This is a genomic window from Pseudoruegeria sp. HB172150, assembly GCF_013184805.1.
GTDB lineage: Bacteria > Pseudomonadota > Alphaproteobacteria > Rhodobacterales > Rhodobacteraceae > Psychromarinibacter.
In genome coordinates, this window is record NZ_JAATNG010000002.1 from 325,102 (window position 1) to 349,570 (window position 24,469).

At 59.1% G+C, this 24,469-nt stretch carries 24 protein-coding genes; 12 read left to right on the forward strand and 12 right to left on the reverse strand.

The genetic code is table 11. From position 1 onward, the window contains the following. Positions 1-12: 12 nt before the first annotated feature. The 3 genes from HCO70_RS13350 to HCO70_RS13360 are packed head-to-tail and all read left to right on the forward strand — an operon-like array spanning position 13 to position 2,327. A complete protein-coding gene (locus HCO70_RS13350; protein ID WP_216665425.1) occupies positions 13-438 on the forward strand; it encodes an EamA family transporter in 426 nt (141 codons plus the stop codon). 49 nt (positions 439-487) lie between these two features. Next, a complete protein-coding gene (locus HCO70_RS13355) occupies positions 488-1,420 on the forward strand; it encodes a DMT family transporter (RefSeq protein ID WP_172296902.1) in 933 nt (310 codons plus the stop codon). 13 nt (positions 1,421-1,433) lie between these two features. Continuing rightward, complete coding sequence (locus HCO70_RS13360) at positions 1,434-2,327, forward strand: sugar kinase (RefSeq protein WP_172296904.1); 894 nt, start codon at positions 1,434-1,436, stop codon at positions 2,325-2,327. A gap of 8 nt (positions 2,328-2,335) precedes the next feature. Here HCO70_RS13360 and argE read toward each other — a convergent pair whose 3' ends face one another. Together argE and HCO70_RS13370 are read right to left on the reverse strand one after the other, a co-directional pair. Next, a complete protein-coding gene (gene argE / locus HCO70_RS13365; RefSeq protein WP_172296906.1) occupies positions 2,336-3,490 on the reverse strand; it encodes an acetylornithine deacetylase in 1,155 nt (384 codons plus the stop codon). 7 nt (positions 3,491-3,497) lie between these two features. Next, positions 3,498-4,682: a M24 family metallopeptidase gene (locus HCO70_RS13370; protein ID WP_172296908.1), complete on the reverse strand. Its 1,185-nt coding sequence runs from the start codon at positions 4,680-4,682 to the stop codon at positions 3,498-3,500. Between the two features lie 38 nt (positions 4,683-4,720). Between HCO70_RS13370 and HCO70_RS13375 the strand changes: the two genes are divergently transcribed. The 3 genes from HCO70_RS13375 to HCO70_RS13385 all read left to right on the forward strand — a co-directional run bounded on the left by HCO70_RS13375 (position 4,721) and on the right by HCO70_RS13385 (position 6,621). After that, positions 4,721-5,353, forward strand: a complete 633-nt coding sequence (locus HCO70_RS13375) for a tetratricopeptide repeat protein (protein ID WP_172296910.1) — start codon at positions 4,721-4,723, stop codon at positions 5,351-5,353. A gap of 15 nt (positions 5,354-5,368) precedes the next feature. After that, positions 5,369-6,088, forward strand: a complete 720-nt coding sequence (locus HCO70_RS13380; protein WP_172296912.1) for an A24 family peptidase — start codon at positions 5,369-5,371, stop codon at positions 6,086-6,088. An 86-nt stretch (positions 6,089-6,174) separates the two neighbouring features. Further along, a complete protein-coding gene (locus HCO70_RS13385) occupies positions 6,175-6,621 on the forward strand; it encodes a hypothetical protein (protein WP_216665426.1) in 447 nt (148 codons plus the stop codon). A gap of 12 nt (positions 6,622-6,633) precedes the next feature. Here the strand turns inward: HCO70_RS13385 and truA are convergent, their stop codons facing one another. From truA to HCO70_RS13400, 3 genes are all read right to left on the reverse strand, one after another. Further along, positions 6,634-7,389 carry a tRNA pseudouridine(38-40) synthase TruA gene (truA, locus tag HCO70_RS13390; RefSeq protein ID WP_172296916.1) on the reverse strand — a complete coding sequence of 252 codons (756 nt, stop codon included), beginning with the start codon at positions 7,387-7,389 and terminating at the stop codon, positions 6,634-6,636. A 106-nt stretch (positions 7,390-7,495) separates the two neighbouring features. Further along, the gene (locus HCO70_RS13395; protein WP_172296918.1) at positions 7,496-7,690 is read right to left on the reverse strand and encodes a Flp family type IVb pilin; all 195 of its coding nucleotides are present in this window, start codon (positions 7,688-7,690) and stop codon (positions 7,496-7,498) included. A gap of 219 nt (positions 7,691-7,909) precedes the next feature. Next, positions 7,910-8,104 carry a Flp family type IVb pilin gene (locus HCO70_RS13400; protein ID WP_172296920.1) on the reverse strand — a complete coding sequence of 65 codons (195 nt, stop codon included), beginning with the start codon at positions 8,102-8,104 and terminating at the stop codon, positions 7,910-7,912. Between the two features lie 223 nt (positions 8,105-8,327). On the opposite strand from HCO70_RS13400, the gene HCO70_RS13405 reads away from it, so the two are divergent. Together HCO70_RS13405 and HCO70_RS13410 are read left to right on the forward strand one after the other, a co-directional pair. Continuing rightward, positions 8,328-9,863, forward strand: a complete 1,536-nt coding sequence (locus HCO70_RS13405; RefSeq protein WP_172296922.1) for a DUF1036 domain-containing protein — start codon at positions 8,328-8,330, stop codon at positions 9,861-9,863. A gap of 1 nt (position 9,864) precedes the next feature. Further along, entirely contained in the window at positions 9,865-11,055 is a 1,191-nt protein-coding gene (locus HCO70_RS13410) for a DUF1036 domain-containing protein (RefSeq protein ID WP_172296924.1), read from the forward strand. A 28-nt stretch (positions 11,056-11,083) separates the two neighbouring features. Here the strand turns inward: HCO70_RS13410 and HCO70_RS13415 are convergent, their stop codons facing one another. From HCO70_RS13415 to choW, 6 genes are all read right to left on the reverse strand, one after another. After that, positions 11,084-12,325 carry an Hsp70 family protein gene (locus HCO70_RS13415; protein ID WP_172296926.1) on the reverse strand — a complete coding sequence of 414 codons (1,242 nt, stop codon included), beginning with the start codon at positions 12,323-12,325 and terminating at the stop codon, positions 11,084-11,086. 174 nt (positions 12,326-12,499) lie between these two features. After that, positions 12,500-14,590, reverse strand: coding sequence for a TonB-dependent receptor domain-containing protein (locus tag HCO70_RS13420; protein WP_172296928.1), 2,091 nt, complete (start codon positions 14,588-14,590; stop codon positions 12,500-12,502). 273 nt (positions 14,591-14,863) lie between these two features. After that, the gene (locus HCO70_RS13425) at positions 14,864-15,439 is read right to left on the reverse strand and encodes a hypothetical protein (RefSeq protein ID WP_172296930.1); all 576 of its coding nucleotides are present in this window, start codon (positions 15,437-15,439) and stop codon (positions 14,864-14,866) included. 73 nt (positions 15,440-15,512) lie between these two features. Next, positions 15,513-15,815 carry a hypothetical protein gene (locus HCO70_RS13430; protein WP_172296932.1) on the reverse strand — a complete coding sequence of 101 codons (303 nt, stop codon included), beginning with the start codon at positions 15,813-15,815 and terminating at the stop codon, positions 15,513-15,515. Between the two features lie 470 nt (positions 15,816-16,285). After that, positions 16,286-17,314 carry a choline ABC transporter ATP-binding protein gene (gene choV / locus HCO70_RS13435; RefSeq protein ID WP_172296934.1) on the reverse strand — a complete coding sequence of 343 codons (1,029 nt, stop codon included), beginning with the start codon at positions 17,312-17,314 and terminating at the stop codon, positions 16,286-16,288. After that, positions 17,311-18,204, reverse strand: coding sequence for a choline ABC transporter permease subunit (gene choW, locus HCO70_RS13440; RefSeq protein WP_172297425.1), 894 nt, complete (start codon positions 18,202-18,204; stop codon positions 17,311-17,313). The genes choV and choW overlap by 4 nt, the downstream gene beginning before the upstream one ends. A gap of 550 nt (positions 18,205-18,754) precedes the next feature. Between choW and HCO70_RS13445 the strand changes: the two genes are divergently transcribed. Then, positions 18,755-19,831 carry a heme-binding protein gene (locus HCO70_RS13445; protein ID WP_172296936.1) on the forward strand — a complete coding sequence of 359 codons (1,077 nt, stop codon included), beginning with the start codon at positions 18,755-18,757 and terminating at the stop codon, positions 19,829-19,831. 57 nt (positions 19,832-19,888) lie between these two features. On the opposite strand, the gene HCO70_RS13450 is transcribed toward HCO70_RS13445, so the two are convergent. Beyond that, positions 19,889-20,815, reverse strand: a complete 927-nt coding sequence (locus HCO70_RS13450) for a choline ABC transporter substrate-binding protein (protein ID WP_172296938.1) — start codon at positions 20,813-20,815, stop codon at positions 19,889-19,891. A gap of 88 nt (positions 20,816-20,903) precedes the next feature. Between HCO70_RS13450 and betI the strand changes: the two genes are divergently transcribed. The 3 genes from betI to betB are packed head-to-tail and all read left to right on the forward strand — an operon-like array spanning position 20,904 to position 24,464. Continuing rightward, positions 20,904-21,485 (forward strand): transcriptional regulator BetI, encoded by a 582-nt coding sequence (betI, locus tag HCO70_RS13455; protein ID WP_172296940.1) that lies wholly within the window; start codon positions 20,904-20,906, stop codon positions 21,483-21,485. After that, complete coding sequence (gene betC, locus HCO70_RS13460; RefSeq protein WP_172296942.1) at positions 21,482-22,990, forward strand: choline-sulfatase; 1,509 nt, start codon at positions 21,482-21,484, stop codon at positions 22,988-22,990. The genes betI and betC overlap by 4 nt, the downstream gene beginning before the upstream one ends. A gap of 19 nt (positions 22,991-23,009) precedes the next feature. Beyond that, on the forward strand, positions 23,010-24,464 hold the full coding sequence (gene betB, locus HCO70_RS13465) for a betaine-aldehyde dehydrogenase (protein WP_172296944.1): 1,455 nt from the start codon (positions 23,010-23,012) through the stop codon (positions 24,462-24,464). The last annotated feature ends 5 nt before the right edge of the window (positions 24,465-24,469 follow it).

Sequence of the window (24,469 nt, forward strand, 5' to 3'; positions counted from 1 at the left end):
GTGCTGGCGTCCTTGAGTTCTGCCTGGTTGTTTTGGGCGCTGCTGGCCGCGGTCTTTGCGGCATTGACGGCGATCCTCGCTAAGGTCGGCGTTTCGGCTGTCGATCCTGATCTGGCAACCCTCGTTCGGACCCTTGTCATTTTGGCGCTGCTTGCAGGATTTCTCGCCGCAACCGGCCGCCTGCGCGCCGTTGGCTCGTTGCCTGGACGGACGTACCTCTGGCTAGCACTCTCCGGCGTGGCGACCGGGGCGTCCTGGGTATGCTACTTCCGCGCGTTGAAGTTGGGCCAAGCTTCGCAAGTAGCGCCCATCGACAAGCTATCGGTGGTGCTTGTGGCAATACTCGCGGCGTTGTTTCTCGGCGAGAAGCTCAGCGCCGCTGGCTGGACCGGCGTGGCGATGATCGCCGGAGGAGCGATCCTCCTGGCGCGCGGCTGATGCCTGTGCTGCGGCGCATCCCCCCATCGCTCAGACCGGCCTGACAGGTATGGCCACTGCTCTCCCCCGTGAAGAACGCACCGCGTTTGGTCTCGCCATTATGGCGCTGGCGGTTACCTTTTTCACTGCCATCGACACCTCCGCGAAATGGCTGATCCTAGCCGGTCTCGCGCCGCTGCAGGTGGTCTTCATCCGCTACGCCGGCCACTTCGCGGTGGCACTCGCGGTCTACCTGCCACAGGGCGGCCTCGCCCAGTTCCGCTCCGCCGCGCCCTGGCGCCAGACGCTCAGGGCCGTTTTCCTCCTTGGAAGCACCGTCTTCAACTTCCTGGCCCTTAGATCCCTGCCGATTACTCTCACGACCACGATCATGTTCGCGACGCCGATCGTCGTCACTCTTCTCGCAATTCCGATCCTTGGAGAAAGGGTGGGCATCCACCGCATCGTTGCCGTGTGTACCGGGTTTTTGGGTGTCGTCGTCACGGTTCAGCCGTGGGGCGTCGATTTCTCGCCCGAGGTCTTCCTGTCGCTCGGCGCGCTATTCTGCGCATCTGGCTACTTCATTCTGACAAGGATGCTGGCAGGCATCGAAAGCAACGCCACATCGCAACTTTGGGCAAGTGGTCTCGCCACATTTGCGCTCGCCCCCTTCGGCATTGCGAAATGGGTCGCGCCGCAGGACGCGGGCACCATCGCCGTGATGCTCGGCATCGGCGCGCTGGGCGCGGTCGGCCACATCTTCGCGACACTCGCCCACCGCCTCGCCGAAGCCTCGATCCTCGCGCCTGTCGTCTACATCCAGATTTTCCTAGCGGCCTTCGCCAGCATCCTCGTCTTCGACACCTGGCCCACAGTCTGGACGCTTGGCGGCGGCGGGATCATTATTGCCTCCGGCCTCTATATCTGGCACCGCGAACGGCAGCGCAGCGGCGTCAAGATGCGCGCGGTCCGCGCCAGCGCATACGGGCCGAGACGGAAGTGACCGGAGGAGAAATATGCGGATAGCCTGCATCGGTGAGGCGATGGTGGAACTGTCGCTGGAAGGTCCGGACTCCGACCGCGCCCGCCTCGGTTTCGCCGGCGACGTGCTGAACACGGCGATCTACCTGAAGCGTCAGGCGCCCGAGCTTCAGGTCGATTTCGTCACCCGACTCGGCCGCGATGCCTTCTCAGCCCGGATGCAAGACTTCATTGCGTCTGAAGGTATCGGCACTGGCGCGATCACCTTCAGCAAGTCCCGCAATGTCGGCCTCTACGCGATCTCGACGGACGCCTTGGGTGAACGCTCGTTCACCTACTGGCGCGATACCTCCGCCGCCCGCGAAATGTTCCAGGCGGACAAGGGCGCGGACTTCTCCGCGCTCGACGGCTACGAAGTGATCTACCTTTCCGCCATCACTCTCGCGATCCTGCCGGCCCAAATAAGGTCGGATCTTTGCAGCTATCTAGGGGACTTGCGCCAGAAAGGTGGCCGGGTTTCGTTCGATTCGAACTATCGTCCCCTTCTCTGGCCCGACCGCACCACGGCGCAGGCCGCAATCACCGCGATGTGGGAATCCTGCGATCTCGCACTGCCCAGCGTCGACGACGAAATGGCCATTTTCGGCGACCCCGACGCCGCCTCCGTCATCACCCGCCTGCAGACCTGCGGCATTGCCGAAGGCGCCCTCAAACAAGGTCCCGAAGGACCGCTTTCGCTCGGTGATCCCGTCGATGCCACCTACCGGCCAGCCGAAACCGTCATCGATACCACTGCCGCAGGAGACAGCTTCAACGCCGGCTATCTCGCGGCCATCCTCACCGGTAAATCCCAAGCGGATGCCCTACAGTCCGGCCACGACCTCGCCGCCAAAGTCGTCGGAGTCAAAGGCGCCATCGCGCCGCGCTGACCCGGATCCTAAAGCCGCTCTCCCAGCCGCTCCAGCATGCCCAGGCACATCTCAAGCTGGTCGTGCGACACAAACTCGTCCGCCTTGTGTGCTTGCGTGATAGAGCCTGGCCCGCAGACCACCGTGTCGATTCCCATCGACTGGAACAGCCCTGCCTCGGTCCCGAACGGCACAAGATCCGTGCCATTCGCGCCGGTCAACTTGCAGACCAGATCCCGCGCCGCGTTCACCGTCATGGGCTCAAGCCCCGGCACCTCGCCCAGCGTGTGGGTCGCGATCCCCGCATCCGGGTCCACCGCCCGCATCGCCGGCAGCAGCACCTCGTCGCAATATTCCGCCAGTTCCGCCTTCACGAAATCCGCGTCCGCCGTCACCACCGGCCGCATTTCCCAGGCGATCTCCGCCTTCGCCGCGATAACGTTCGGTGCGAACCCGCCATTCAACGATCCGACATTGATCGTCGTCCAAGGTGGCTCGAACCGGCTGCCTTCCGGCGTGCGCTCTTTCAGCCTGTCCTTCAGCTCGATCAGCCGCATCACATAGCGCGCCGCATATTCCGTTGCGCTCACCCCGCGATCCGGGGCAGAACCATGCCCTTCCAGCCCGGTGAACTCGGTGTGGTACTCGTAACAGCCCTTGTGTCCCTCGATCACCCGCATTTCGGTTGGCTCGCCGATGATGGCCAGCGACGGCCGCAGCCCGCGGCCCTGCAGCACCTTCACCAGCGCCTGCGCGCCAAGGCATCCGACTTCCTCGTCATGGGTAAAGACGAAATGCACCGGCCGGTCGGTTACTCGTTCGGCCAGATAGGGCGCCACCGCAACACAGGCCGCGATGAACCCCTTCATGTCGCAGGTCCCGCGCCCGTATAGCCGCCCGTCGCGTTCCACCATGTCGAACGGATCATGCGTCCACGGCTGTTCCGCCACAGGTACCACGTCCGTGTGTCCGCACAGCATCAGCCCGCCATCGCCCTCCGGTCCGATGGTCGCAAACAGGTTCGCCTTCGCACCGCTCTCGTCCTGCATCACTTCGATCCGCGCGCCCGCGGCTTTCAGCCGCTTTGCCAGATAGTCGATGCAATCCAGATTGCTGTCGGAAGAGATCGACGGAAAGGCGATCAGCTCGCCCAGCGTGGCGATGGTTCGGTCAAGTAAGGTCATGCAGCTCCTAGTTTTTCACAAACAGCCTGCGGGGCAGGTCGCAGAACGTGTCGGCCTTTCCGGACTCCCGGATCAGGATCGACTCGGTGATTTCCAGCCCCCAGGTTTCCATCCAGAGCCCCGGCATGAAATGGAACGTCATGCCCGGCTCCAGGATCGTGTCGTCCTCGGGCCGCAGCGAGATTGTCCGCTCGCCCCAGTCCGGAGGATAGCTCAACCCGATCGGGTAGCCACAGCGCGCGCCGCGCTCGATCCCCGCCCGTTCCATCGCCGCGCCAAGGGCGTTCGCGATGTCGCTGGCCCGGTTCCCGGCGCGCGCGGCGTCCAGCCCCGCTTCCAGCCCCTCGACCAGCGCCTCCTCGCCCTTCTTGATGTGATCCGGCGGCTCGCCCAGGAAAACCGACCGGCAGAGCGGCGTGTGATAACGGCGATAGCAGCCCGACAGCTCGAAGAAGGTGCATTCGCCTTCCTGCATCGGGTCGCCGTTCCAGGTCAGGTGCGGCGCGGCGGCCGACGGGCCGGACGGCATCAGCGGCACGATGGCGGGATAGTCGCCCCAGGCATCCTCGGTCCCCTCGATGGCCGCCGCCATGATCTTCGCCGCGATCTGGTTCTTGGTCACGCCGGGTTCGGCTAGATCCACCGCCAGCATGCTGATCTTCTCGGAAATCGTCGCCGCCTTGCGCATGAAAGCGATCTCTTCACCCGACTTCACCGCCCGCTGCCAGTTCACCAGCGCCGTCGCGTCGACCAGTTCGGCGTTCGGCAGTTCCTCGACCAGAACCGCATGTGCCTTGGCAGAGAAATAGTAATTCTCCATCTCCACCCCGATCCGCGCCGACCCCAGCCCGTGCGTCTTCAGCAGCTCCGCCAGGTGCTGCATCGGGTGTCGCTCTGTCGATTGAACGTAATTGTCGGGATAGCTCTCGATGCCCGTCCGGAACAGGTCCACCGTCCGCAGTGCCCCATGCGAATCCTGCCCACGGCCCCACCAGTAGGGTCGATCGACCAGCGGCATAACCACCGCCTGATGCACATAGAACGACCAGCCGTCGTATCCCGTCAGCCAAGCCATATTCGACGGGTCGCTCACGATCATCACGTCGATACCACGTCGCTCCATCGCGGCGCGCGTCTTGCTCAGGCGGCGCTTGTATTCGGCGGTGGAGAATGGCGGGATCGGGTCACTCATGCAGGTCCTCCGGGTAGGCGGTCTCGGGATCGGGACGGATGTGGGTCAATCCGAATATTTGCCAAAAATTAACGGAAAATAAGTTCAGATTTCTCACGTGCGCCGTGATTTGGCGCCAAGATAACGAGCAACCCAGAGGGTTCACCATGAAACCGTCCGTTCTTCCGCGTATCGTCCTTCTATCCGGCATGGTGCTTTTCCTAGCCTCTTGCAAGCCCGGTAAGTTCAGCACGGGTCGCGCAGGCTTCAAGGCAAACTACCTGGTGGCTCGGGCTGCCCTAGAAAGCGGCCAGTACGACAGGGCGGTGCGACAATATAGAGCATTACTGAAAGATACTGGACCGTTGGAGATGCGGATCCGCCTTGAGGAAGCTCACGCACTACTGCGCAATGGCAAGTTCGATCGTGCCGTCGAAGCGGCGCAACTTGTCGCCACGCACCTGACCGGAGCGGGCAGATCTGCGGCGCTGGCGGTGCAGGGCACAGCCGATCACGAAGCGGCTCGCTCGGCAGTTTTGCGCGGCAAGGCAGGCGCAGCTGAACTGAAGCGCATGCAATCGGCACAGGCAGCCCTGTCGGAAGTGCTGTCGATTAATCCCGAACTTGACCCTACTGGGGCGATGAAATCGCGGCTGGCTCAGATCGAACTGGAATTACGGATGGCCTTCTGACGAGAGTTGGGCAAAATGCCAGACTTTGTGCTCGTGGCACTATTGGTGGTCTGTCTCGGCCCGCTGGCTGGATCCTTTCTGGGTACCTTCGTAAACGGTTGGCCGGTTGGTCGCGGCCGGTGTCTGCGATGTGGAGTCCGTTTGGGTCTGTACGAGTTAATCCCCTTCAGATGGTGCCTAAATGGTGAATGCCGCCGCTGCGGTGTGCCCATCCCGAAACATCTGATTCGCATCGAGGTGGCGGCGCTGGGATTGTCGCTCTTGGCAGTTGCTCTGGCGGATAGCTTAGTGGGTCTGTTGGCATTGACGGTATATCTTTGGTGCCTTCTCGGCCTGTTCTATGCCGACCTACTTCATTTCCGTTTGCCGGACCCGCTGACTGTCTTGCTTTTTGCAGCGGGGCTGGCGCTCGCCAGTACTGCGCCCGACTACACGCTAGAATTCGCCGTCCTGACAGCCGGAGTGGGGGCAGTTGCATTCTGGGTCGTGCGAAAAGTCTATGGCGTGTTTCGCGCGCGCGAAGGGCTTGGGATGGGCGACGTGAAAATGATGGCCGGCCTGGGTGCCGGCCTGGGGCCCGAGCGGTTGCCGTGGACGATCCTGCTCGCTGCGGTTCTAGCGTTAATAGTTGCCAGTGTAGAACGGTGGCGTGCCGGAGAGCGGATGGATGCTGCCGCGCCATTCCCCTTCGGCAGCTATCTCGCGGGTGGCGCAGTGGTGGTGTTGACTATCTAGCAACCCCGGCGGTGCCTCTTAGCACCACGGAGGCGTCGCCAAAATGAATTTGCGGTAACTGGTGCGCCCCGTGCGCGTGACAAGGAATGTCCTTCATGAATAGGGTCTTAACAAGTATCGGGTTTGGCATCTGCATCACTGCAACCGCTTCCGCGCAGCATGCACCCAGCATCGAGGCGCGGATCCAATCCACCTCGATTTCTTTTTCCGGAGGACACAACTTCACCAACGCGGCACTGATCGTAAGCGGGCCTAGAGGTTACCATCTGGAAGAAACGGCGGCACGCGGCATGCCTGTATTTCGTTTGCAGACAGCCGGGCGCATACCGGACGGGCTGTACAGCTATACCCTGCGCGTGGCGACAGATGTGGTGGTGCTACATAGATCAACTTTGAACAATGGTCGCCTGCCCGGATCCCACCAATCCGAACTACAGCGGTTCACCCTTTCCGGTTCGTTTCGCGTGGACCACGGACTAATTGAACCGATCGGAACCCAAACAGATCGTGATGCACAGGACGTGCTCGATTAGAGAGATGACGTTCTACACGAAGGGATCTACGGGATAACCAACGCCGGTCAGGTACAGACCGTCGGGTGGTGCGACCGGGCCACAGGCGGCTCGCTCGCGTGCCTCCAGCGCCGCTTTCACGTCCTCGGGTTTCCAGGAACCGGCGCCGACCCGTTCAATCGTTCCGACGAAGCTGCGGACCTGATTGTGAAGGAAACTGCGGGCGCGGACGGTGACCCTGACATCGTTGCCCTCGCGGGACACTTCCACAGCATCCACAGTCTTCACCGGGGATTTGGCCTGGCATTCAGAGGCACGGAACGTCGTAAAGTCGTGCTTGCCCACAAGGAAGTCGGCGCCCACCTGCATCGCCTCGATGTCCAATTCCTGCGGCACACGCCAGGCCAATCCCTTGTCAAAGGTCAATGGGGCACGTCGGCAAGTCATACGATACACATACCGCCGTTCGATGGCTGAGAACCGTGCGTGAAAGTCCCCATCCACACGCGCGGAGTCAACGATGGCGACGAGGTTTGGCTTCAAATGGTGGTTCAAAGCTTCCGACAGGCGAAACGGATCCCAGTCTTTCGCCATGTCGCAATGCGCCACCTGACCCACGGCATGAACCCCCGTATCAGTTCGTCCTGCGGCGGCAATCGAAGGAACACCGCATTCTAAACAGCTTAACGCGTTTTCCACTGCAGCCTGTACAGACGGATGATCCTTTTGCCTTTGCCAGCCGGAAAAGGCGCCTCCGTGATATTCGATTTTCAAAGCATAGCGCGGCATGGCGCTGGATTATCGCTCTCGGCGGGATCAGGCAAACGTTGGAGTAATGAAATGAACCGCGTCGCCGTCACCGGCGCCGCGGTTCGATCTGCGACGGGCAAGATGATTAGTAGGTCGTCTTGACGGTCTGCGTTTCCAAGTGCGATCCGACAGCGTCGGCATAGTCGTCGGTGGCGGCACCGACCACTGTCAGCACTGCAATGCCCAGGCCGACGATCGCGGCGGTCAGGACAACCCAGTCAACGGTCACCGCTCCATCGTCATCACGCTCAAAGCGCTTTATCAATTTGAACAGTCGCATCAGGCTCTCTCTCCGTAACTACTCGTCCCCCGAGCATCTTCCAGTGCCGTCTGGTTCCCTCCATCGGCAGAATGACCAAAACATCCGAATGAGGCGCGAATTTGGTCGGCTACGAACGTTTTCCGGGCGGGGTAGGGCGTTTGGCAGACTTTTGCCGGCCAGAAAAAAGGCCGCGCTTTAACAGACGCGGCCCATTCTCTTGATTGTCTTCGAAAGCGATCAGTAGGTGGTTTTGACACCTTGTTCCGACAGAGCGGAACCGATCGTTTCGGAGTAGTCAGCGGTCGCACCGCCAACGGTGGTCAGGACGGCGATGCCCAGGCCAACGATTGCGGCGGTCAGCACCACCCAGTCGACGGTTACGGCGCCGTCTTCGTCACGTTCAAAGCGGTTGATCAGGTTAAGCAGTTTCATAGTCTTTCTCCATTGCACGGTCTGACGCGGGCCGGCCTCTCCGGGACAGGAATAATCGGCGGCTACAAGGAGAAAGTTAACGTGGGATCGGGGCGGAAATTTGGCGCAGTCGGGTCCATTTCCGGAAGATCTGACTGGATTTACAGGGTTTTCTGGAAACAGTCCGGAACTCTTTGATTCGCGCGAAACCGCGCATAAAGTGGCCGCAACTCCGGAGGGCTGCATGCTTCGTTTCACAAAATTCTTTCTTGCCGGTTGCATTGTTGGCAGCGCGGGTGCCGCTCACGCGGGCCTCGAAATCTGCAACGAAACCGATTTCGTCCAGAGTGTTTCAATTGGCTATAAGGGCGATGCCGATTGGGTTTCCGAAGGGTGGTGGAACGTCGAGCCGGGCGACTGCACCACGGTGGTCGGCGGCAACCTGCAGAAACGGTACTACTACTATCGGGCAGAAGTGGATGGTGGTGATTTCGCTGGCGAAAACTACATGTTCTGCACCACGCCAGAAGAGTACGAGATCCTAGGCGACTCCAATTGCGAAAGCAGGGGCTACGACAGCGAGTCGTTTCGGGAAATCGATACCGGCGAAACTGCGACTGATTTCACATACACACTTGTGAACGAGGACGGTTCACCTCGCAGTTCCGGCGGTCCCGCCAACACAACAGCGGACGGCGAGGATGGCTTGAACATCTGTAACGAGACCGAAGAGATCCAAAGCGTATCGATTGGCTATCAGAACGACGATGGCTTCGTTTCCGAAGGCTGGTGGAACATAGAGCCTGGAGCGTGTGCCAAGGTACTCTCTGGTGAGTTGCAACAACGGTTTTATTATTACCGTGCTGAGGTGGATGCGGGCCCGTTCGAAGGCGAAGGCTACATGTTCTGCACTACGCCCGAAGTTTACTCCATCCAGGGCGATACGGACTGCGAAGCGCGTGGATATGACAGCGAAAGCTTCTCGGAGATCGACACTGGCCCGACCGCGAGAACGTACACCCACTATATCAACGCAGACGGCGCCTCTGCTCCGCCCGTAGAAACGGTGACGTCGACTGACATCATCGATGATGCTGGTGCGGGCCTTGAGATCTGCAACGATACAGACTTCATTCAGGCCGTGACAGTTGGCTATCAGGGCGCAGATGACTGGACTTCCGAGGGCTGGTGGAACATTGATCCTGGCGATTGTGCCATGCCGACCCTCGATGGGGTGAACCGGCGCTACTTTTACTACCGCGCCGAAGTGGACGGCGGCCCGTTCGAGGGAGAGAGCTACTATTTCTGCACTAGCCCAGAGGCATTCACCATCGCCGGCGATGCAGAATGCGAGGCGCGCGGCTATGTCCGAGAGGACTACCGTGAGATCGACACAGGCGGCGAGACGGGAATCTATACGCTGACGCTTGTAACTTCGGATGTTCCTGACATGCCGCCCTCCGTCGACGGTGACGGTGACGGTGACGGCGACGTCCTGGATAGCCCCTTTGCCGAGGACACGGCTTCCGAACCGGATGATCCCAGCTTTGACTTCGGCTTGCCTGGCGATGGGAACGGCGAAGAATCAGAGGTCGAGTCAGAATCGTCAAACAATGCCGAACTCGTAGACGAGGCAGAACCAGTTGTGGGACCGGAAACCAAACCCGAAAGTGAGGTATTGGCGCCGCCAGAGTCCGAGAACGTAGTCGAAGAGCCAGAGAATGCGGAGGAAAAAAGTTCCCCGGCGCCGACCCGACGCGGTGGATCGCGGGGCGGATAGGATGAACCGAGGCTGGCCATTTCAGGGTGTTCTGGTTCAGTTGGTGCTATGGTTTTGTCTATCTGTTGACGCCGAAGCCGGCCTCAACATCTGCAACGAAACGGATCTCGTGCAGACTGTCGCGATCGGCTTTAAAGGCGAGACTAACTGGACGTCTGAAGGTTGGTGGAACATCGATCCGGACGATTGTGCGACAGTCCTCGGTGGCGACCTGGACAAGCGGTACTACTATTATTACGCCGAGTCTGATGCTGCCAGTTTCCAGGGGCAGGATTATCAGTTCTGTGCTGATGACGAAGTCTTCACCATTGTTGGGGATACCGACTGCGAGAGCCGCGGTTTCGAGACGCTGTCGATGCGAGAGATCGACACTGGTGAAACGGCAACGGACTTTACACTGACCTTGGTTGACGATGGCGGCGCGCCGGATAGCGAGAGCAAGGTCGCGCCTAAGATCGAGGATGGCGGTCCGACCACGGGTGGCATCGGAACCGGCGGCTCGCGCGGCCCGGGTGGTCCTGCCGATGGCCAACCGGTGAACGAAGTCGTCCAAGACACGACCATCGTACCGCCGGAAGAGTCTGAAATGACTGTTTTGCCGGAGGACCTGATCACTGACCTTGCTGAAGGTCGGCATGGGAAAGGCTTCGAGACCATCGCGCTTTTTCAAGGATGCGAATTGGCAGAGGGACGGGATTTTTGTTCTTTTCATGCTGGGGAATGGAAGATGCGCGTCTTCTATCGGGGTCCTACACCAGATACGTTGATGTATGCGCTTGAGGAATTACCGGTGAATATGCCCGTCCTGCTTAAAGGTGACATGGTTGAAACACACGGAAACTTCGCGGCAATCGTGGTGCGTGGCGTGGTGCCGAAGCCGGGCGAAGACGAAAACTCGCGATTGCGGGCGATGTTGCAAGGCGACTGGCGCGAGCAGGGCACCGGGCACTGGGAAATGACGGTGCTCGGTTCCGAAATATACTATCGGCAGGACGGCGATTTCTCGACGTCTCGCTTTTTCCGGATTCAAGAGATTTGTGATGGCTCCGGAGGTGAAGGACCGTTCCTCGTTCAGATCAACTCGGAAACAAACCGCCGCACCTGCTACCGGATTGCTCGGGCCGACAGCACGGCGCTGGAGCTGACGGACGTGCGGCGTGGGCGGACGACTGTCTATCAGCGGATGCGATAAAGAGGCCGAACGCCCAGCTTTCCTCCGACTAGTGACGCGTGGCCATGGCTAGGCCGTCCACAACGGCGGTGAAAGCCTCGGATCGCAGGATTTCCGCGTTGGGGCAAAGCGCGTGAACCTCGTCCGACACGAAACGCATCAGGCTGGACCCTCCCACTAGGATGACTCGCCCGATCTCGTTACGCGTGCTGCCAGCCTTCTCAAGCGTGTCCTCGGCGGCCGTATGCAGAAGAGATCTATTGTCCTCCAGCGAAGCATCGAGGTCGCCCGATGTCAGAGGCCCCGTTAGGTCAGGCTCGATGAAGCCCATGTCGATGCTGCTGTTGATCGCGCCATGATTGGCCGAGATCTTGCCTCGTTCGACCGCGAAAGCAAGTTCGTGTCCCAGTTCCAGCTCAAGAACGGTGACAAATCGACCCATACGAGTTCGATCAACGGCGAGGCGTGCCATGTCCATGGCCGCTCGCCGAGTCTCGGAAGTATAGAGGAACGGGATTTTCGCCCATGTCGCAAGATCGACGTAAGGCGCTCGGGGTACGGGAAGCAATCCTGCTCCCATCTCGCGCCGTAACTGTCCACCTAGCCCAAGCTGCGGCATTGCATGATCCATCGAAAGCGCATGGTCAAAATCGGTACCACCAAGGCGGATCCCGTGGCTGGCCAGGACTTCAACGCTGTCGCCGCTGCTCCGGAATACTGAGAAGTCAGAGGTACCGCCGCCAATATCGACGATCAGCCCGGTCTGTTCCACGGCGCCCATCCCGTGGCTCGCGATTGCGGCCGCTTCTGGTTCAGCCAGGAACGCGACTTGCTCGAACCCCGCCGCCATGTAACAGGCGCGGAGATCCGACTCGGCTTGAGCATCGCGCTCCGGGTCAGCGGTGTGGAAGTGAACCGGGCGCCCCGACAGGGCATTACGGAAGCGCAGGCCTGTCGCCGCCTCCGACCGTTGCTTCATCTCCAGCAGGAACGCGGTGATAACATCCGCGATCGTTCGCCGCTTGCCGCCCAAAACCCTTTTCTCGTGCAGCAATGGCAGCCCCAGGACGCTCTTCAGGGCTCGCATGTAACGCCCGTCCTCGCCACTTATCAGTGCGTCTGCGGCGGACGCACCTATGCGCATCGGCCCGCCATCCATCGGGAAGAAAACGGCCGTTGGCACAGTCTCGGCCCCTCGCTCGATGGGAATCCGGTAGATGCCATGCTCATAGGGAATCGCTGCCGCGGAGTTGGAGGTGCCAAAGTCGATCGCGAGAGTATTCGTCTGCATAGCGCCACCTGCTCAAAAAGGGCGGCCCTGCTACTCAAGTTCCAGTGGGGAAGCAACACCAATTTCGTTTCAGTGTGGCGGATATCGCAAATGGATAACTTGGAGCGCGCCGAGGTCCGGCGCGCTCTTTTCGGGAAGGCTCTAAAGAGCTTCCATGCTCGACAACACCATACCTCAGAAACGGAAGGTCGCGCCTACCTGGATCGCCCGTCCTGGCCCGGCGGTCAGGCTGTCGCCGATGCCTGTGTTCGCCTCGTAATAGGTCTTGTCCAGCAGATTGGTCACGTTGGCAAAGACTTCCACTCCGTCGGTTACCTTCCAGCTCCCATAGAGGTCGACGAGAGTGTAGGGATCCAGCCTGTATGAATTCGGTTCGTCGATGAAGGCGATCACGCTGTCGCCCACATAGCGAATGACTGTTCCGACCTGCGCATCACCGTCCATGAACTTCAATCCGATGTTCAACGAACCGAAATCATCCGGGAGGCGCCCGAAATCGTTCCCTATGCCTGCATAGAACCCATAGGGCTGCTCGGTGTCCGCGACAGTGAAGGAAAGTTCGGTGATGAAGCGCCTGGTTTCGTAGCCGGCGGTCAGTTCAACCCCACTCATCCGCACGGTCCCAGGTACGTTATCCCAGGTTCCAGAGCTCGACGCCGTGATGTAATTCTCGATGTCATTTTGAAAATAGTTGACGTCCAACCAGCCGCGATCGTCGGATTGGAACATACTCTTTCTGGCGAACTGAAATCCGGCTTCGATGGTTGCGGCCTCTTCGGCATCGAGTTCCAGATTGTTTCCAATCGGCGTCACCGTGCCGCTAAAGCTGTGTCCACCTGGGTAAAACATCTCGCTGACCGTAGGAGGCCGCATAGTCTCGGCGTAGCTTCCATAGATCCGCAGGTTATCCGTAATGCCGTATCCAAGAACCAGGCTCGGGTTCAGTTTTGCACCGTCACGGTCGTCATACGCATCAATGCAGCGTCCGTTCGAGGCATCCGCCGGGCAAGAACCGGTGCCAGCGGCAGTGGCTTCGGTCACGCCCGTCGCTTTCCAGTAATCGTATCGGAATCCGACCGTCGCATCGAACCGCCCAATCTCCCATGTGCCATTGACGAATACCCCGGCCTTCAGCAACTCACCCTCGGCATTTGCGCCGGACTGGGCGTTGCCGATGTACTCGTTCTGCGTCAAAGCAACACCGTAAGACAGCTCCAGCATCCCGGCCCCAAGGGTTACCCGCGATGTGTTCGTCGCATTCACGCCCATGCCGGTATCGGTGCCTTGCCGGCCAATGAAACTTGATCCGGTCTGCTCTGGATGACCCGGGAAGGAGAGGTCGTCGACCTGATAGTAGGCGCTGACGTCCAGATCCCAGATGCCGTCGCCGGGTTTGTAACCGTAATTCAGGGTTAGCAGGGTTTTGTCCGTCTCCCAGTAGTAGCCAGAGGAGGAGCGAGGAAGGAAGTCGGTGGAATTGGCCATACCGACCACTTCCAGCTCGGACACCGAGTTCAAGTCAGTCTTGAACCGGAACATGGCCGAACTGGAGTCAGTGTCGCCGTAATCTGCCTGGGTGCCGTCGCCGTCGAAATGCGCAGCCTTGTCATAGTCGCTTATCGCCACCAGCGATGCCCAGCTGCGACCACTTTCAGTTGTCCCGCGCCAAGCGCCAGACAGAAGCCCCGACCAAGTCAGCCCGTTGTCACCAAAAGTGATCCTTGCCAGCCCACCGGATGATTTGCCTTCTTCCAAGATGTCGCCAAAATCCAGCAACCGCAGGTTCACCGCCCCGGCCAGCGATCCGAGGCCGGCGGCACCTGGAACGGCGCCGCGGGAAATGTCGATCTGGCTAATCAGGTTCGGATCAACAAAGATCTGGTCGTCGAAGGAACCGGCGTGCCCGGACAGGTTTCGGTTGGTCTGCGGCACGCCCTCAATCATCGTATTAACCCGGCCCTTACCCTGCATTCCCCGGATGTTGACTGAAATCGACGGATTGTCGGAAGGTGATCGCGTGAACACGCCCGGCGCGTCGCGGATCGCATTAACCACGTCGCCACCATAGGTCTCGTTCAGTGTCTCACTGTCGATAACCGTACTGGCTTCGGTTTCGCCGCCCTCGGCCTCAAGGCCAAGTACAACAGTACCCAAGTAGTCGGCATCCTGTGCCACCAAAGCGGTCGGCAGAACGGGCACGCAGGTCGAGAGCATCAGCCGCAGCAGACTGCCCCCGCCGAAGCGTGGCTTCGGAGAGTTAGACATTACTGTCCCCTTCAGTTGTCTGATTGTCGGCTGGGTAGCTGCGGCTTCCGTGCTGAAAGGCCGGGCATTCGAACCATCATCGGCATCTGTTGGCGTGTCTTCGCCTTGAACGTCCTGAATGGTACGGGAATTCAGGGCGTTAGCCCCAACCGGCTGTATAGCGGTTAATTTAACTTAGTAAAATTGTCAATTAATTTTCTTTGGGGCTGAGACCAACCCTGGCAGAGGGACACTACGGAGATTTTGAATGCAATCAGGTAGAGGGATGCACGTTCAGTCTCGTTGTGTGAGCAGTCTGATCCATCTGAAAACGAGCATCAGGATCAGCGTACTGATAACGAGACCGATGATGTCCCCGATTGCATAAGTCACTAAGACAATAATTGAATCGCCTAGGCCGATTCTCCCTGAAAACACGATCGATTGCCCAATTGAGTTGATCAAGGACGCAACAGTGCCCGCCAGAAGCAGCCATCGCCAATGAACACGGGGCGTACGGCCGGCATAGAGGTTTCGCCCAAAGAGGCAAATCAATTCGAATGCCAGTACGGCACTGACCGCCCCAACTGCAATGGAGAGGAGGATAATCGGATCGGTCGCGTGGCTGAACTCGTCTGGTGTGAACAGAAGCTCGGAAACGAACGCGCCCAGATAGAGTGGAAAGAACGCCTTTCGGGCAACTAGCCAAGTTGCGAGCACGCGTACACCATGTGGCAGGTATGCGAGGCTCGCAAAGCCGGTGATCTCGGGGAAATAGTGCGACTGGACAGGAGTAATGACCAGCGCAGTCAGTCCATGAGCCAGGACATAGCAGGCCGCGATGATTGAGAAGCTCTGAAGCTGGATCACGGCATCCGGGGCCTCACCTCACATTTGGAACCGGCTGGGAAAGTAGGCGCGACACCTTCGAGATGCAGATTGATTACCTACCAATTAGGTCGCGCCGGACGATATAGCATCTGGCCTTGGTGTTCTCGGCATGCTCCAGCATGCCCATGGAAAGTAACGTTCTAAGCGCTCTGTGATAGGTCGCCTGGGTGATAGTCTCCACAAGAGTATGCTTGCGGATTTGCTCTGTATGAACGATGTCGCCCGGTTTCTCAGACAGGTTGTGCGCTGCCAGAAAAACATCACGCTCGACCCTGCTCAGCTTGTCCAATCCGACGTCGCGCTCCATCTGCCTAAGCATTTCGCGCAGCTCAAAAATCGATCGTAGATCATCCATGTCAATCGTGTCCGATCTCGCGATGGAATGGAGCTTCCGTAGCGGAGAAGCGAAACGTCACGGAATATTTGTCATATTGATAATATCTTTTACTCAACTCTGCCTCATGGTAGTATCAGCATGCGCCGTTATCGTGAGTGGTGGCGCAATGTCGTATTTCGATCATCCAACGCCCTGGCCGCCAACTGGTGCCAGGGCGCATTTTGTGAATATATGACAAACTCACTAAACACCAGTGGTATGGTGGCCAATAGTTGCGTCATCGCGCCGTGTTTCATCCTTGCCGTGTTAAGTAAATCCATCTGATGATAACTGGCGGTTTGCGGCTACCCATTCCCGGCTGCTTGCAAACTGGGCGGATGCGTTTTGGGCCCCGTTTTTGCCAAGGATGCCGGGATCGATCCGCGTAATGCATATGGGTAAGTTCTGTCCGCGCTCCGGGTTGGCAGGTGTATCCACTTGATTCAAACCTACCCGCCGCGCGGATCTAGCAGTTTTGCTAGCACGGTGTCGCGAGTGATCTGCCCCAAAAGCTGCCCGTCCTCGACGACGCCAACCGGATTGCCTGTGGCCTTCACCCGTTCCATCACCACATGGATGTCGGTGTCCGGCCCCACCGTCTCTGTGGGCTGCTCGGCTGCTGCCTCCATGACGTCGCGGGCGCACAGCACTCCCAGCGGGTTCATATGCGCCACGAAATCCGCCACGTAATCATTGGCAGGATTGGTGAAAATGTCCTGCGGCGTCCCACATTGAACGATTCGCCCGCCTTCCATGATCGCGATCCGGTTACCGATCTTGAAGGCTTCGTCCAGATCGTGGCTGACAAATATGATCGTCCTTTTCAATTCCGCCTGCAGCTCCAGCAACTCGTCCTGAAGACGTGACCGTATCAACGGATCCAGCGCCGAGAACGGCTCGTCCATCAGGAGAATTGGAGCTTCTGTCGCAAAGGCGCGTGCCAGCCCGACCCGTTGTTGCATACCGCCCGAGAGTTCGCCGACCTTGCGGTCTGCCCAGTCTGACAGTCCAACCAATGCCAGTTGCCTTTCCACCTGCTCAAACCTTTCAGTCCGTGGCAGTCCCCCCAGTTCGAGGCCCAGACCGACATTCTCACGTACGCTCCGCCAGGGCAGCAGACCGAAAGCCTGGAAAACCATCGCGATCTGCTTGAGACGCAGTTCGCGGAGCGTTTTCGGCGAAGCGTTCGTAACGCTGACCATCTCCCCTTCATAGGCCACCCTCACCTCGCCCCGAACCACCGGATTCAGGCCGTTCACGGCCCGCAAGAGCGTTGATTTGCCGGAACCGGACAGGCCCATCAGTACAAGGATCTCGCCCTCCGGCACCTCTATCGTGCAGTCGTGGACGCCAAGGACTTGTTCTGTTGCTGTCTGGATCTCGGCGCGGCTTTGTCCCTGATCCATCAAAGGAAGCGCCGTCTCTGGCTTGTCCCCAAAGACAATCGATACGTTATCGAATTCTACCGCGGCCCTCATTTCCGATCGACCCGCAGCATCCGATCCAGCATGATCGCAACAACCACGATGATGAAGCCGCTCTCAAAACCGAGCGCCGTGTCTACCCGGTTCAGCGCGCGCACAACCGGCACTCCTAGCCCGTCGGCGCCGACCAGCGCTGCGATGACAACCATCGAAAGTGAAAGCATGATCGTCTGGTTCAGCCCTGCCATGATCTGGGGAAAGGCGTAGGGCAATTCGACTTTCCACAGCACCTGACGGTCGGTTGCTCCAAATGCCCGCGCTGCCTCTAACAGTGCCGTTGGAGTCGAAACCACGCCGAGATGCGTCAGCCGGATCGGCGCGGGCACAACGAATATCACGGTTGCGATCAGCCCGGGCACCATTCCGATGCCAAAGAATACGATGGCCGGGATAAGGTAGACGAAGGTCGGCAATGTCTGCATCAGGTCCAGAACCGGCCTGAGCCAGGCATAGAGCTTGGGTCGATGTGCCGCCGCTATACCGATAGGAACCCCAACACCCATACAGACTATGCAGGCGGACAGGACCAGTGTCAGGCTTTCCGTCGTCTCTTCCCAGTAGCCCTGGTTCAGTATGAACAGGAAGCCAAGTGCCACCAGTAGGCAGACCTTCCAGCTCCGCTGCAGGGCCCAGGTCAGAGCGACGAATACGGCGGTGACAATGAATGGATGGAGATCTACCGGCCAGAGCGCGACCCACTGATCTTCATCCGATCCGAACGGCAGGCGTGGCGGCTCCTGAAGCACCCGCAGGACCCAGTCGATCATTGCGTCCAGAGTATCGGACACGCTGTCAAAAAACCAAGCGCCGTTGTCCTGAAGCCAGTCGAACATGCCGCCCGCCCAGGCGCCAACGGGAATCTTGTTCTCAGTCAGCCAATCCATCATAGGCGGCCCCCGTTTTCCGGTGGTCTCATGTTCTGTCCCTTCGTCCCTGTAACGGCAACATGACCCGCCTGTCCAAGGATTGGAAGGGTCACGCGGGGCAGCATCGCGCGAGGCCAGATCCTCAGCCCGCGAACAGAGATCGAGGCTTATGACGGGCGTGCGGAGCTTTCTGCTTCACGGGCTTCAAGGTTAGCGACAATGACCTTCTGGACCTTTCCCGAGCAAACGGCTCGCAGGATGGCGAATTCCAAAGAAGGCGCGGGAAACGAGACCTGGAGTATCTCGCGGTACTGCCCGGTGACGCCAAAGCGGAAACCAAAGGCAAGATCTACTCCGGGTGCTGCGATAACAAGGCCATATCCATGAAAGCAATGCCGAAGCGTCTTGCCGTTACGAGGCGCAACTCGGCCGTAACATGTAACATTCGTGAATGCATGCATCACGACCAGTACAATCATAGCCTGAATGGTGGTATAGTCTCCTCGCGCTTTGAGATTCTTGGGGCGCGAGCTTTTGATAGTCAATTTAACATATGAAAGGGCTAGCTATGCTCGATAAGCAGCCACAGCGTGACCTCGTGGAAACGACAGAACGCAAGCGTTACTTCGACCCGAGCCCGTCCGAAGATCTTGACCTTGGTCCGTTGACCCACCTTCCGGGGCTCTGGAAAAACGTAACCGAAGACGGCAGTCTGACCGATGGACGCGGCTGGAACCTGATCGCTCTGCCGTTCTTCGAAGAAGGCCAGTTCCGAGACTTCCGCCTTCTGATGAACCGCTACAACGAGGAACTGCGGTTTACCTTCGTGGACGATATGGTGCCAAACCGCGGTGTCGAAAAGAACCCCTCAGCAGAGTTTGACCAGTTCGTCGTGACTCTGGACTATCAGCAGGCAATCAAACAGACCGATGCCGATGACTTTTCCCAGACCCCACTTGCGGGCGGGAGCGATTTGGCGATCCATCACGAACCCGGCCTTTTCCTGCACATGTTAAACCGTCGGACAGATGGTATCGACGTGGCGCGGTTGGCAACGGTGCCGCACGGAAACTCCGCGCTCGCGATCGGCAGTTCTTCTACTTACAATGGGCCGCCGCAGAATGTCGACGGCGCTTCCGGTTTCCCTGAAGGCGCGATAGCTGCCGACGAGGAGATCAATGCTGCCGTCGACGCGGCCACGGCGGACAACGCGTACCTGCGCCCCTACAACAAGTTCACGGTCGAACCGTTCCTCGGCATCTTTAGCGCCAAAACACCGTTCGATACGCTGAAAGGCGCACTTTCGGCCTTTAACGTTGTGCGAACCACCGAGCTTCGGATGGACACGTCCAGGGACAAGGCCGGTATCCACAACATTCCGTTCGTTGAGCGACGCGCCGACGCGAACTTCATGCGTTCAACCTTCTACATACTGGAGTTGGAAGAAACCGGCGCAGACGGCAAACCCAAGATGGCGCTGGCCTACACCCAGTTCATCTTCCTGGATTTCTTCCGTCGCCGCGATGGCAAGGAAGGGTTGATCCGGTGGCCGCACATCTCGATGAACGTGATGGAAAAGGTCGACGTGCCGAAAGAGGACGACCCGTATATGACGAAGAAGTCTTGTTACGATTTTGGAGGCTGACGTCTAACGTTGATGATTTGGACGCGCGCGTGATAACGCGCGCGCCTTCATTTCATATCAAAGTCCGAGTTCGGCTTTCACCGCTGCCAGGCCTTCACCACCGTCCTTGGTAGTCACTCCTTCCAGCCATCCGGTCAGTAAATCCGGGTTGCTTTGCAGCCAGGATTTCGCAGCTTCTTCTGGATCCTGGCCGTCATCCAGGATGGCGCCCATGATTTCGTTTTCCATAGGCAAGGAGAATTCCAGATTGTTGAGGAATGTCCCGAGATTGGGGCATTCCTCACCAAATCCGGCTGCGGTGTTTGTGAATACAGTAGCGCCTCCGAGGTCCGGACCGAACCAATCGTCGCCACCGGTAAGATAGGACATGTCGAAATTGGCGTTCATCGGGTGCGGTTCCCAGCCCAAGAACACGATCGGCTCGTCGCGCCGCGTCGCCCGCTCAACCTGCGCCAGCATTCCCTGCTCGGAGCTTTCAGCGACTTCGAACTCGTCCAGGCCGAAAGCATTCTCTTCTATCATCGACTGGATCAGGCGGTTGCCGTCGTTACCCGGCTCGATGCCGTAGATTTTGCCATCAAGCATATCCTTGAAATTCGCGATATCGGCGAAATCGGCAATTCCCATGTCGGCCGCCTTCTCGTTGACCGCAAGAGTGTATTTCGCGCCTTCCAGGTTGGCGCGCACGGTGTCGACGGTGCCAGCGTCGCGGTATGGGGCGATGTCGGCCTCCATCGTCGGCATCCAGTTGCCGAGGAACACGTCGACGTCGCCTTCGGCCAATGAGGTGTAGGTTACCGGCACCGACAGAACCTTTACGTCTGTGTCGTAGCCAAGCGCGTCCAGCACCACCGTAGTTGCCGCTGTAGTCGCAGTGATGTCGGTCCAGCCCACATCAGAAAACACGACCGTGTCACAATCCGCTAGCGCGGGGCCTGCCACAGCCACCAGCGCAAGCGCCGACATCGTGAATTTGAACGTCATCGGGTATCTCCCTGTCTTTCTTGATTGACGAGTCAATTAAAATCTCGATAGCCTCGTCTGGCAACCCCCGCATAGAGGAGGCCGGCAGATGCCGAAGCTCGGAATGGAGCCTATCAGGCGCGCGGCTTTGGTCAAAGCGACGATAGACGAGATCGGCGCGACCGGAACGCTGGATGTTACCGTCAGCCGAATCGCCAAGCGGGCTGGCGTAAGTTCTGCATTGGCGCATCATTACTTCGGCGCCAAGGAGGAGCTGTTCTTGGCCGCGATGCGCCATATCCTGACGCTCTACGGAGATGCGGTTAAGACGGGCCTTGAGACTGCCAAAACACCGCACGATCGATTGCAGGCTGTTATTCGGGCGGGGTTTGAGGCGGAGCAGTTCCGCGGCCACGTCGTCAGTGCCTGGCTGAACTTCTACGTCGCTGCACAGACCTCGGCGTCGGCGCAGCGTCTCTTGACCGTCTACCAGCGCCGCCTGCGCTCCAACCTGATCCACGACTTGCGGCCGCTGGTGGGTACCCGCGCGGAAGTGGCCGCGGAAACCGTGGCGGCGCTAATCGATGGCCTTTACATCCGCGCCGCTTTGGATCCCTCGGCATCTGATCCTTCCTCTACAGCGGAGCGGGTGTTGAAAATGCTCGACTTGATGATCGCCGAGGTAACATGAGCCGCCCCAACATTCTGATCCTGATGGTGGACCAACTGAACGGAACGCTGTTTCCCGATGGTCCCGCCGACTGGCTACACACGCCCAATCTTACGCGACTGGCCGCGCGATCCGTGCGTTTCGCCAACACTTATACTGCCTCGCCACTTTGCGCGCCGGGACGTGCCGGGTTCATGTCGGGCCAATTGCCATCTCGCAACGGGGTCTATGATAACGCGGCAGAGTTCCGCTCCGACATTCCAACATTTGCGCATCACCTGCGTCGAGCCGGCTATCGCACCTGCCTCTCCGGCAAGATGCATTTCGTCGGTCCTGACCAGTTGCATGGATACGAGCAGAGACTGACGACGGACATCTATCCCGCCGACTTCGGCTGGACGCCCGACTACCGCAAACCCGGTGAGCGGATCGACTGGTGGTATCATAACCTTGGCTCGGTTACCGGCGCCGGCGTGGCAGAAATCACCAACCAATTGGAATATGACGACGATGTCGCCTACCAGACCTGTTCCTGGCTCTACGACGCCTGCCGAGGTGCAGACGAGCGTCCCTGGTGCGTGACCGCTAGTTTCACTCATCCGCATGACCCCTATGTGGCTCGGCGTAAGTATTGGGATCTCTACGAGGACTGTGAACATCTTTCGCCGGCGGTGCCCGCGATCCCCTATGACAATCTCGACCCGCATTCGCAGCGGCTCTTCGATGCCAATGATTGGCGCAACTTCGAGATCTCGGACGAGGACATTTCCCGCTCCAGGCGCGCGTACTTCGCAAACGTTTCCTACCTAGACGACAAGGTCGGGCAGATCCTTCAGGTACTGGAAGACACGCGGCAGGAAGCGATCGTCATCTTCGTCTCGGACCACGGCGATATGCTGGGTGAGAAGGGGCTGTGGTTCAAGATGAGCTTCTATGAAGGCTCGTCGCGAGTGCCGTTGATGATATCGGCAGCAGGGCTGGAGGCAGGCCGAGTCGATCAGCCGGTCTCGACACTCGACGTATGTCCGACGCTCTGCGACCTGGCCGGCGTGGACATGTCCGACGTCATGCCTTGGACTGACGGTGAAAGCCTTGTACCTGTCGCCGGCGGTGGCGTCCGGCAAGGCCCTGTCAAAGTCGAGTACGCGGCGGAAGGCAGCTACACACCGCTGGTCTCGTTGAGGAAAGGCAGATGGAAGCTGAACCTTTGCCAGCTGGATCCTGATCAGCTGTTCGATCTGGAGGCAGATCCATTGGAACTGAGCAATTTAGCCGTAGTTCCAGAACATCAACAAACCCTTGCAGAAATGAAAGCGGTTGCGGCTCAATTGTGGGATCTGGACAAGTTTGATGCTGATGTCCGCGCGAGTCAGGCGCGCAGATGGGTGGTTTACGAGGCGTTGCGGCAGGGTGGGTACTTCCCGTGGGACTACCAGCCGTTGCGAGATGCATCCGAGCGCTACATGCGCAACCACATGGACCTGAATGTGCTGGAAGAATCCAAACGCTTCCCGCGCGGCGAATAAGCTAAGAGAGGTAAACACGATGCGCGACGCAAAACCGCGAGCCAGTCATTTCATTGCCGGTGCCTATGCCGAGGACGAACAGGGCGACGTAATCGAAGTGATCTATCCGGGCAGCGGCGAAAAGGTGGCGCAGGTACACTCGGCGACGCCGGAAATCGTCGAGCAAGCACTGACAGCTGCATCGTCTGCTCAAACTGCTTGGTCGGCTATGCTTGGCACGGAGCGCGGGCGGATCCTGCGTCGCGCCGCCGAAATCATTCGTGAGCGCAACCGTGAACTGTCCGAACTTGAAACCATCGACACCGGCAAGCCTTTACAGGAAACGCTGGTGGCTGATGCGACATCTGCCGCCGACGCGCTCGAGTGGTTCGGAAACCTCGCGGCATCTCTGCGCGGCGAGCATATCCAGCTTGGCAAAGATTGGGCCTATTCGATCCGTGAACCACTAGGCGTTTGCGTTGGAATAGGCGCCTGGAACTACCCTACACAGATCGCTGCGTGGAAGGGTGCTCCGGCTCTCGCCTGCGGCAATACGATGGTTTTCAAGCCTTCGGAAGAGACACCGCTGTGTGCCCTCAAGGTGGCGGAAGCTCTGACGGAGGCCGGAGCACCCGCCGGCGTATACAATGTGATCCAGGGCAGGGGCGATGTTGGCGCTACTTTGGTGTCCGACCCGCGGGTCGCCAAAGTGTCGCTGACCGGCTCGGTTCCCACGGGGAAAAAGGTCTATGCCGCCGCCGCCGAAGGCATGCGCCACGTGACGATGGAACTAGGTGGAAAATCCCCGATCCTGATTTTCGATGACGCCGATCTCGAGACCGCTGTTGGCGGCGCGATCCTTGGCAATTTCTATTCAACCGGCCAGATCTGTTCCAACGGAACCCGCGTTTTTGTTCAGAAAGACATTAAGGACGCCTTCCTTGCGCGTCTGGCAGAACGCCTCAAGGGTATCACCATGGGTGATCCGCTAGACGAGGCCGTCAATTACGGACCGATGGTCAGTGAGGCGCAGCTCAAGATCGTCCTCGACTTCATCGAAAAAGGCAAAGCCGAAGGCGCCCGTCTGGTTACGGGCGGCAAGCGCGTGGGTCGGAATGGCTGGTTCATCGAGCCCACTGTCTTTGCCGATGTCGCCGACGACATGACCATTGCGCGGGAAGAGATCTTCGGCCCTGTCGCCAGCATCCTCGATTTCGATACCGAGGAAGAGGTGCTTGCCCGCGCCAACGCCACGCCTTTCGGCCTTTCTGCCGGAGTGTTCACTCAGGACGTGACCCGTGCCCACCGCATTGCTAGGGCCTTTCAGGCGGGTAGTTGCTGGATCAACACCTACAACCTGACCCCTGTGGAAGTGAGCTTTGGCGGATCGAAACTGTCCGGTGTGGGGCGCGAAAACGGTTTGGCCGCAATCGAGCATTTCTCGCAGCTGAAGACGGTCTACGTCGGAATGGAGGGTGTGGATGCGCCTTACTGAAGCTT

Excerpts from the sequence above, each read along its gene's own strand:
- HCO70_RS13355 (WP_172296902.1), top strand. The coding sequence starts at position 488 with ATGGCCACTGCTCTCCCCCGTGAAGAACGCACCGCGTTTGGTCTCGCC.
- HCO70_RS13360 (WP_172296904.1), top strand. The coding sequence starts at position 1,434 with ATGCGGATAGCCTGCATCGGTGAGGCGATGGTGGAACTGTCGCTGGAA.
- argE (WP_172296906.1), bottom strand. The coding sequence starts at position 3,490 with ATGACCTTACTTGACCGAACCATCGCCACGCTGGGCGAGCTGATCGCC.
- HCO70_RS13370 (WP_172296908.1), bottom strand. The coding sequence starts at position 4,682 with ATGAGTGACCCGATCCCGCCATTCTCCACCGCCGAATACAAGCGCCGC.
- HCO70_RS13375 (WP_172296910.1), top strand. The coding sequence starts at position 4,721 with ATGTGGGTCAATCCGAATATTTGCCAAAAATTAACGGAAAATAAGTTC.
- HCO70_RS13380 (WP_172296912.1), top strand. The coding sequence starts at position 5,369 with ATGCCAGACTTTGTGCTCGTGGCACTATTGGTGGTCTGTCTCGGCCCG.
- HCO70_RS13385 (WP_216665426.1), top strand. The coding sequence starts at position 6,175 with ATGTCCTTCATGAATAGGGTCTTAACAAGTATCGGGTTTGGCATCTGC.
- truA (WP_172296916.1), bottom strand. The coding sequence starts at position 7,389 with ATGCCGCGCTATGCTTTGAAAATCGAATATCACGGAGGCGCCTTTTCC.
- HCO70_RS13395 (WP_172296918.1), bottom strand. The coding sequence starts at position 7,690 with ATGCGACTGTTCAAATTGATAAAGCGCTTTGAGCGTGATGACGATGGA.
- HCO70_RS13400 (WP_172296920.1), bottom strand. The coding sequence starts at position 8,104 with ATGAAACTGCTTAACCTGATCAACCGCTTTGAACGTGACGAAGACGGC.
- HCO70_RS13405 (WP_172296922.1), top strand. The coding sequence starts at position 8,328 with ATGCTTCGTTTCACAAAATTCTTTCTTGCCGGTTGCATTGTTGGCAGC.
- HCO70_RS13410 (WP_172296924.1), top strand. The coding sequence starts at position 9,865 with ATGAACCGAGGCTGGCCATTTCAGGGTGTTCTGGTTCAGTTGGTGCTA.
- HCO70_RS13415 (WP_172296926.1), bottom strand. The coding sequence starts at position 12,325 with ATGCAGACGAATACTCTCGCGATCGACTTTGGCACCTCCAACTCCGCG.
- HCO70_RS13420 (WP_172296928.1), bottom strand. The coding sequence starts at position 14,590 with ATGTCTAACTCTCCGAAGCCACGCTTCGGCGGGGGCAGTCTGCTGCGG.
- HCO70_RS13430 (WP_172296932.1), bottom strand. The coding sequence starts at position 15,815 with ATGGATGATCTACGATCGATTTTTGAGCTGCGCGAAATGCTTAGGCAG.
- choV (WP_172296934.1), bottom strand. The coding sequence starts at position 17,314 with ATGAGGGCCGCGGTAGAATTCGATAACGTATCGATTGTCTTTGGGGAC.
- choW (WP_172297425.1), bottom strand. The coding sequence starts at position 18,204 with ATGGATTGGCTGACTGAGAACAAGATTCCCGTTGGCGCCTGGGCGGGC.
- HCO70_RS13445 (WP_172296936.1), top strand. The coding sequence starts at position 18,755 with ATGCTCGATAAGCAGCCACAGCGTGACCTCGTGGAAACGACAGAACGC.
- HCO70_RS13450 (WP_172296938.1), bottom strand. The coding sequence starts at position 20,815 with ATGACGTTCAAATTCACGATGTCGGCGCTTGCGCTGGTGGCTGTGGCA.
- betI (WP_172296940.1), top strand. The coding sequence starts at position 20,904 with ATGCCGAAGCTCGGAATGGAGCCTATCAGGCGCGCGGCTTTGGTCAAA.
- betC (WP_172296942.1), top strand. The coding sequence starts at position 21,482 with ATGAGCCGCCCCAACATTCTGATCCTGATGGTGGACCAACTGAACGGA.
- betB (WP_172296944.1), top strand. The coding sequence starts at position 23,010 with ATGCGCGACGCAAAACCGCGAGCCAGTCATTTCATTGCCGGTGCCTAT.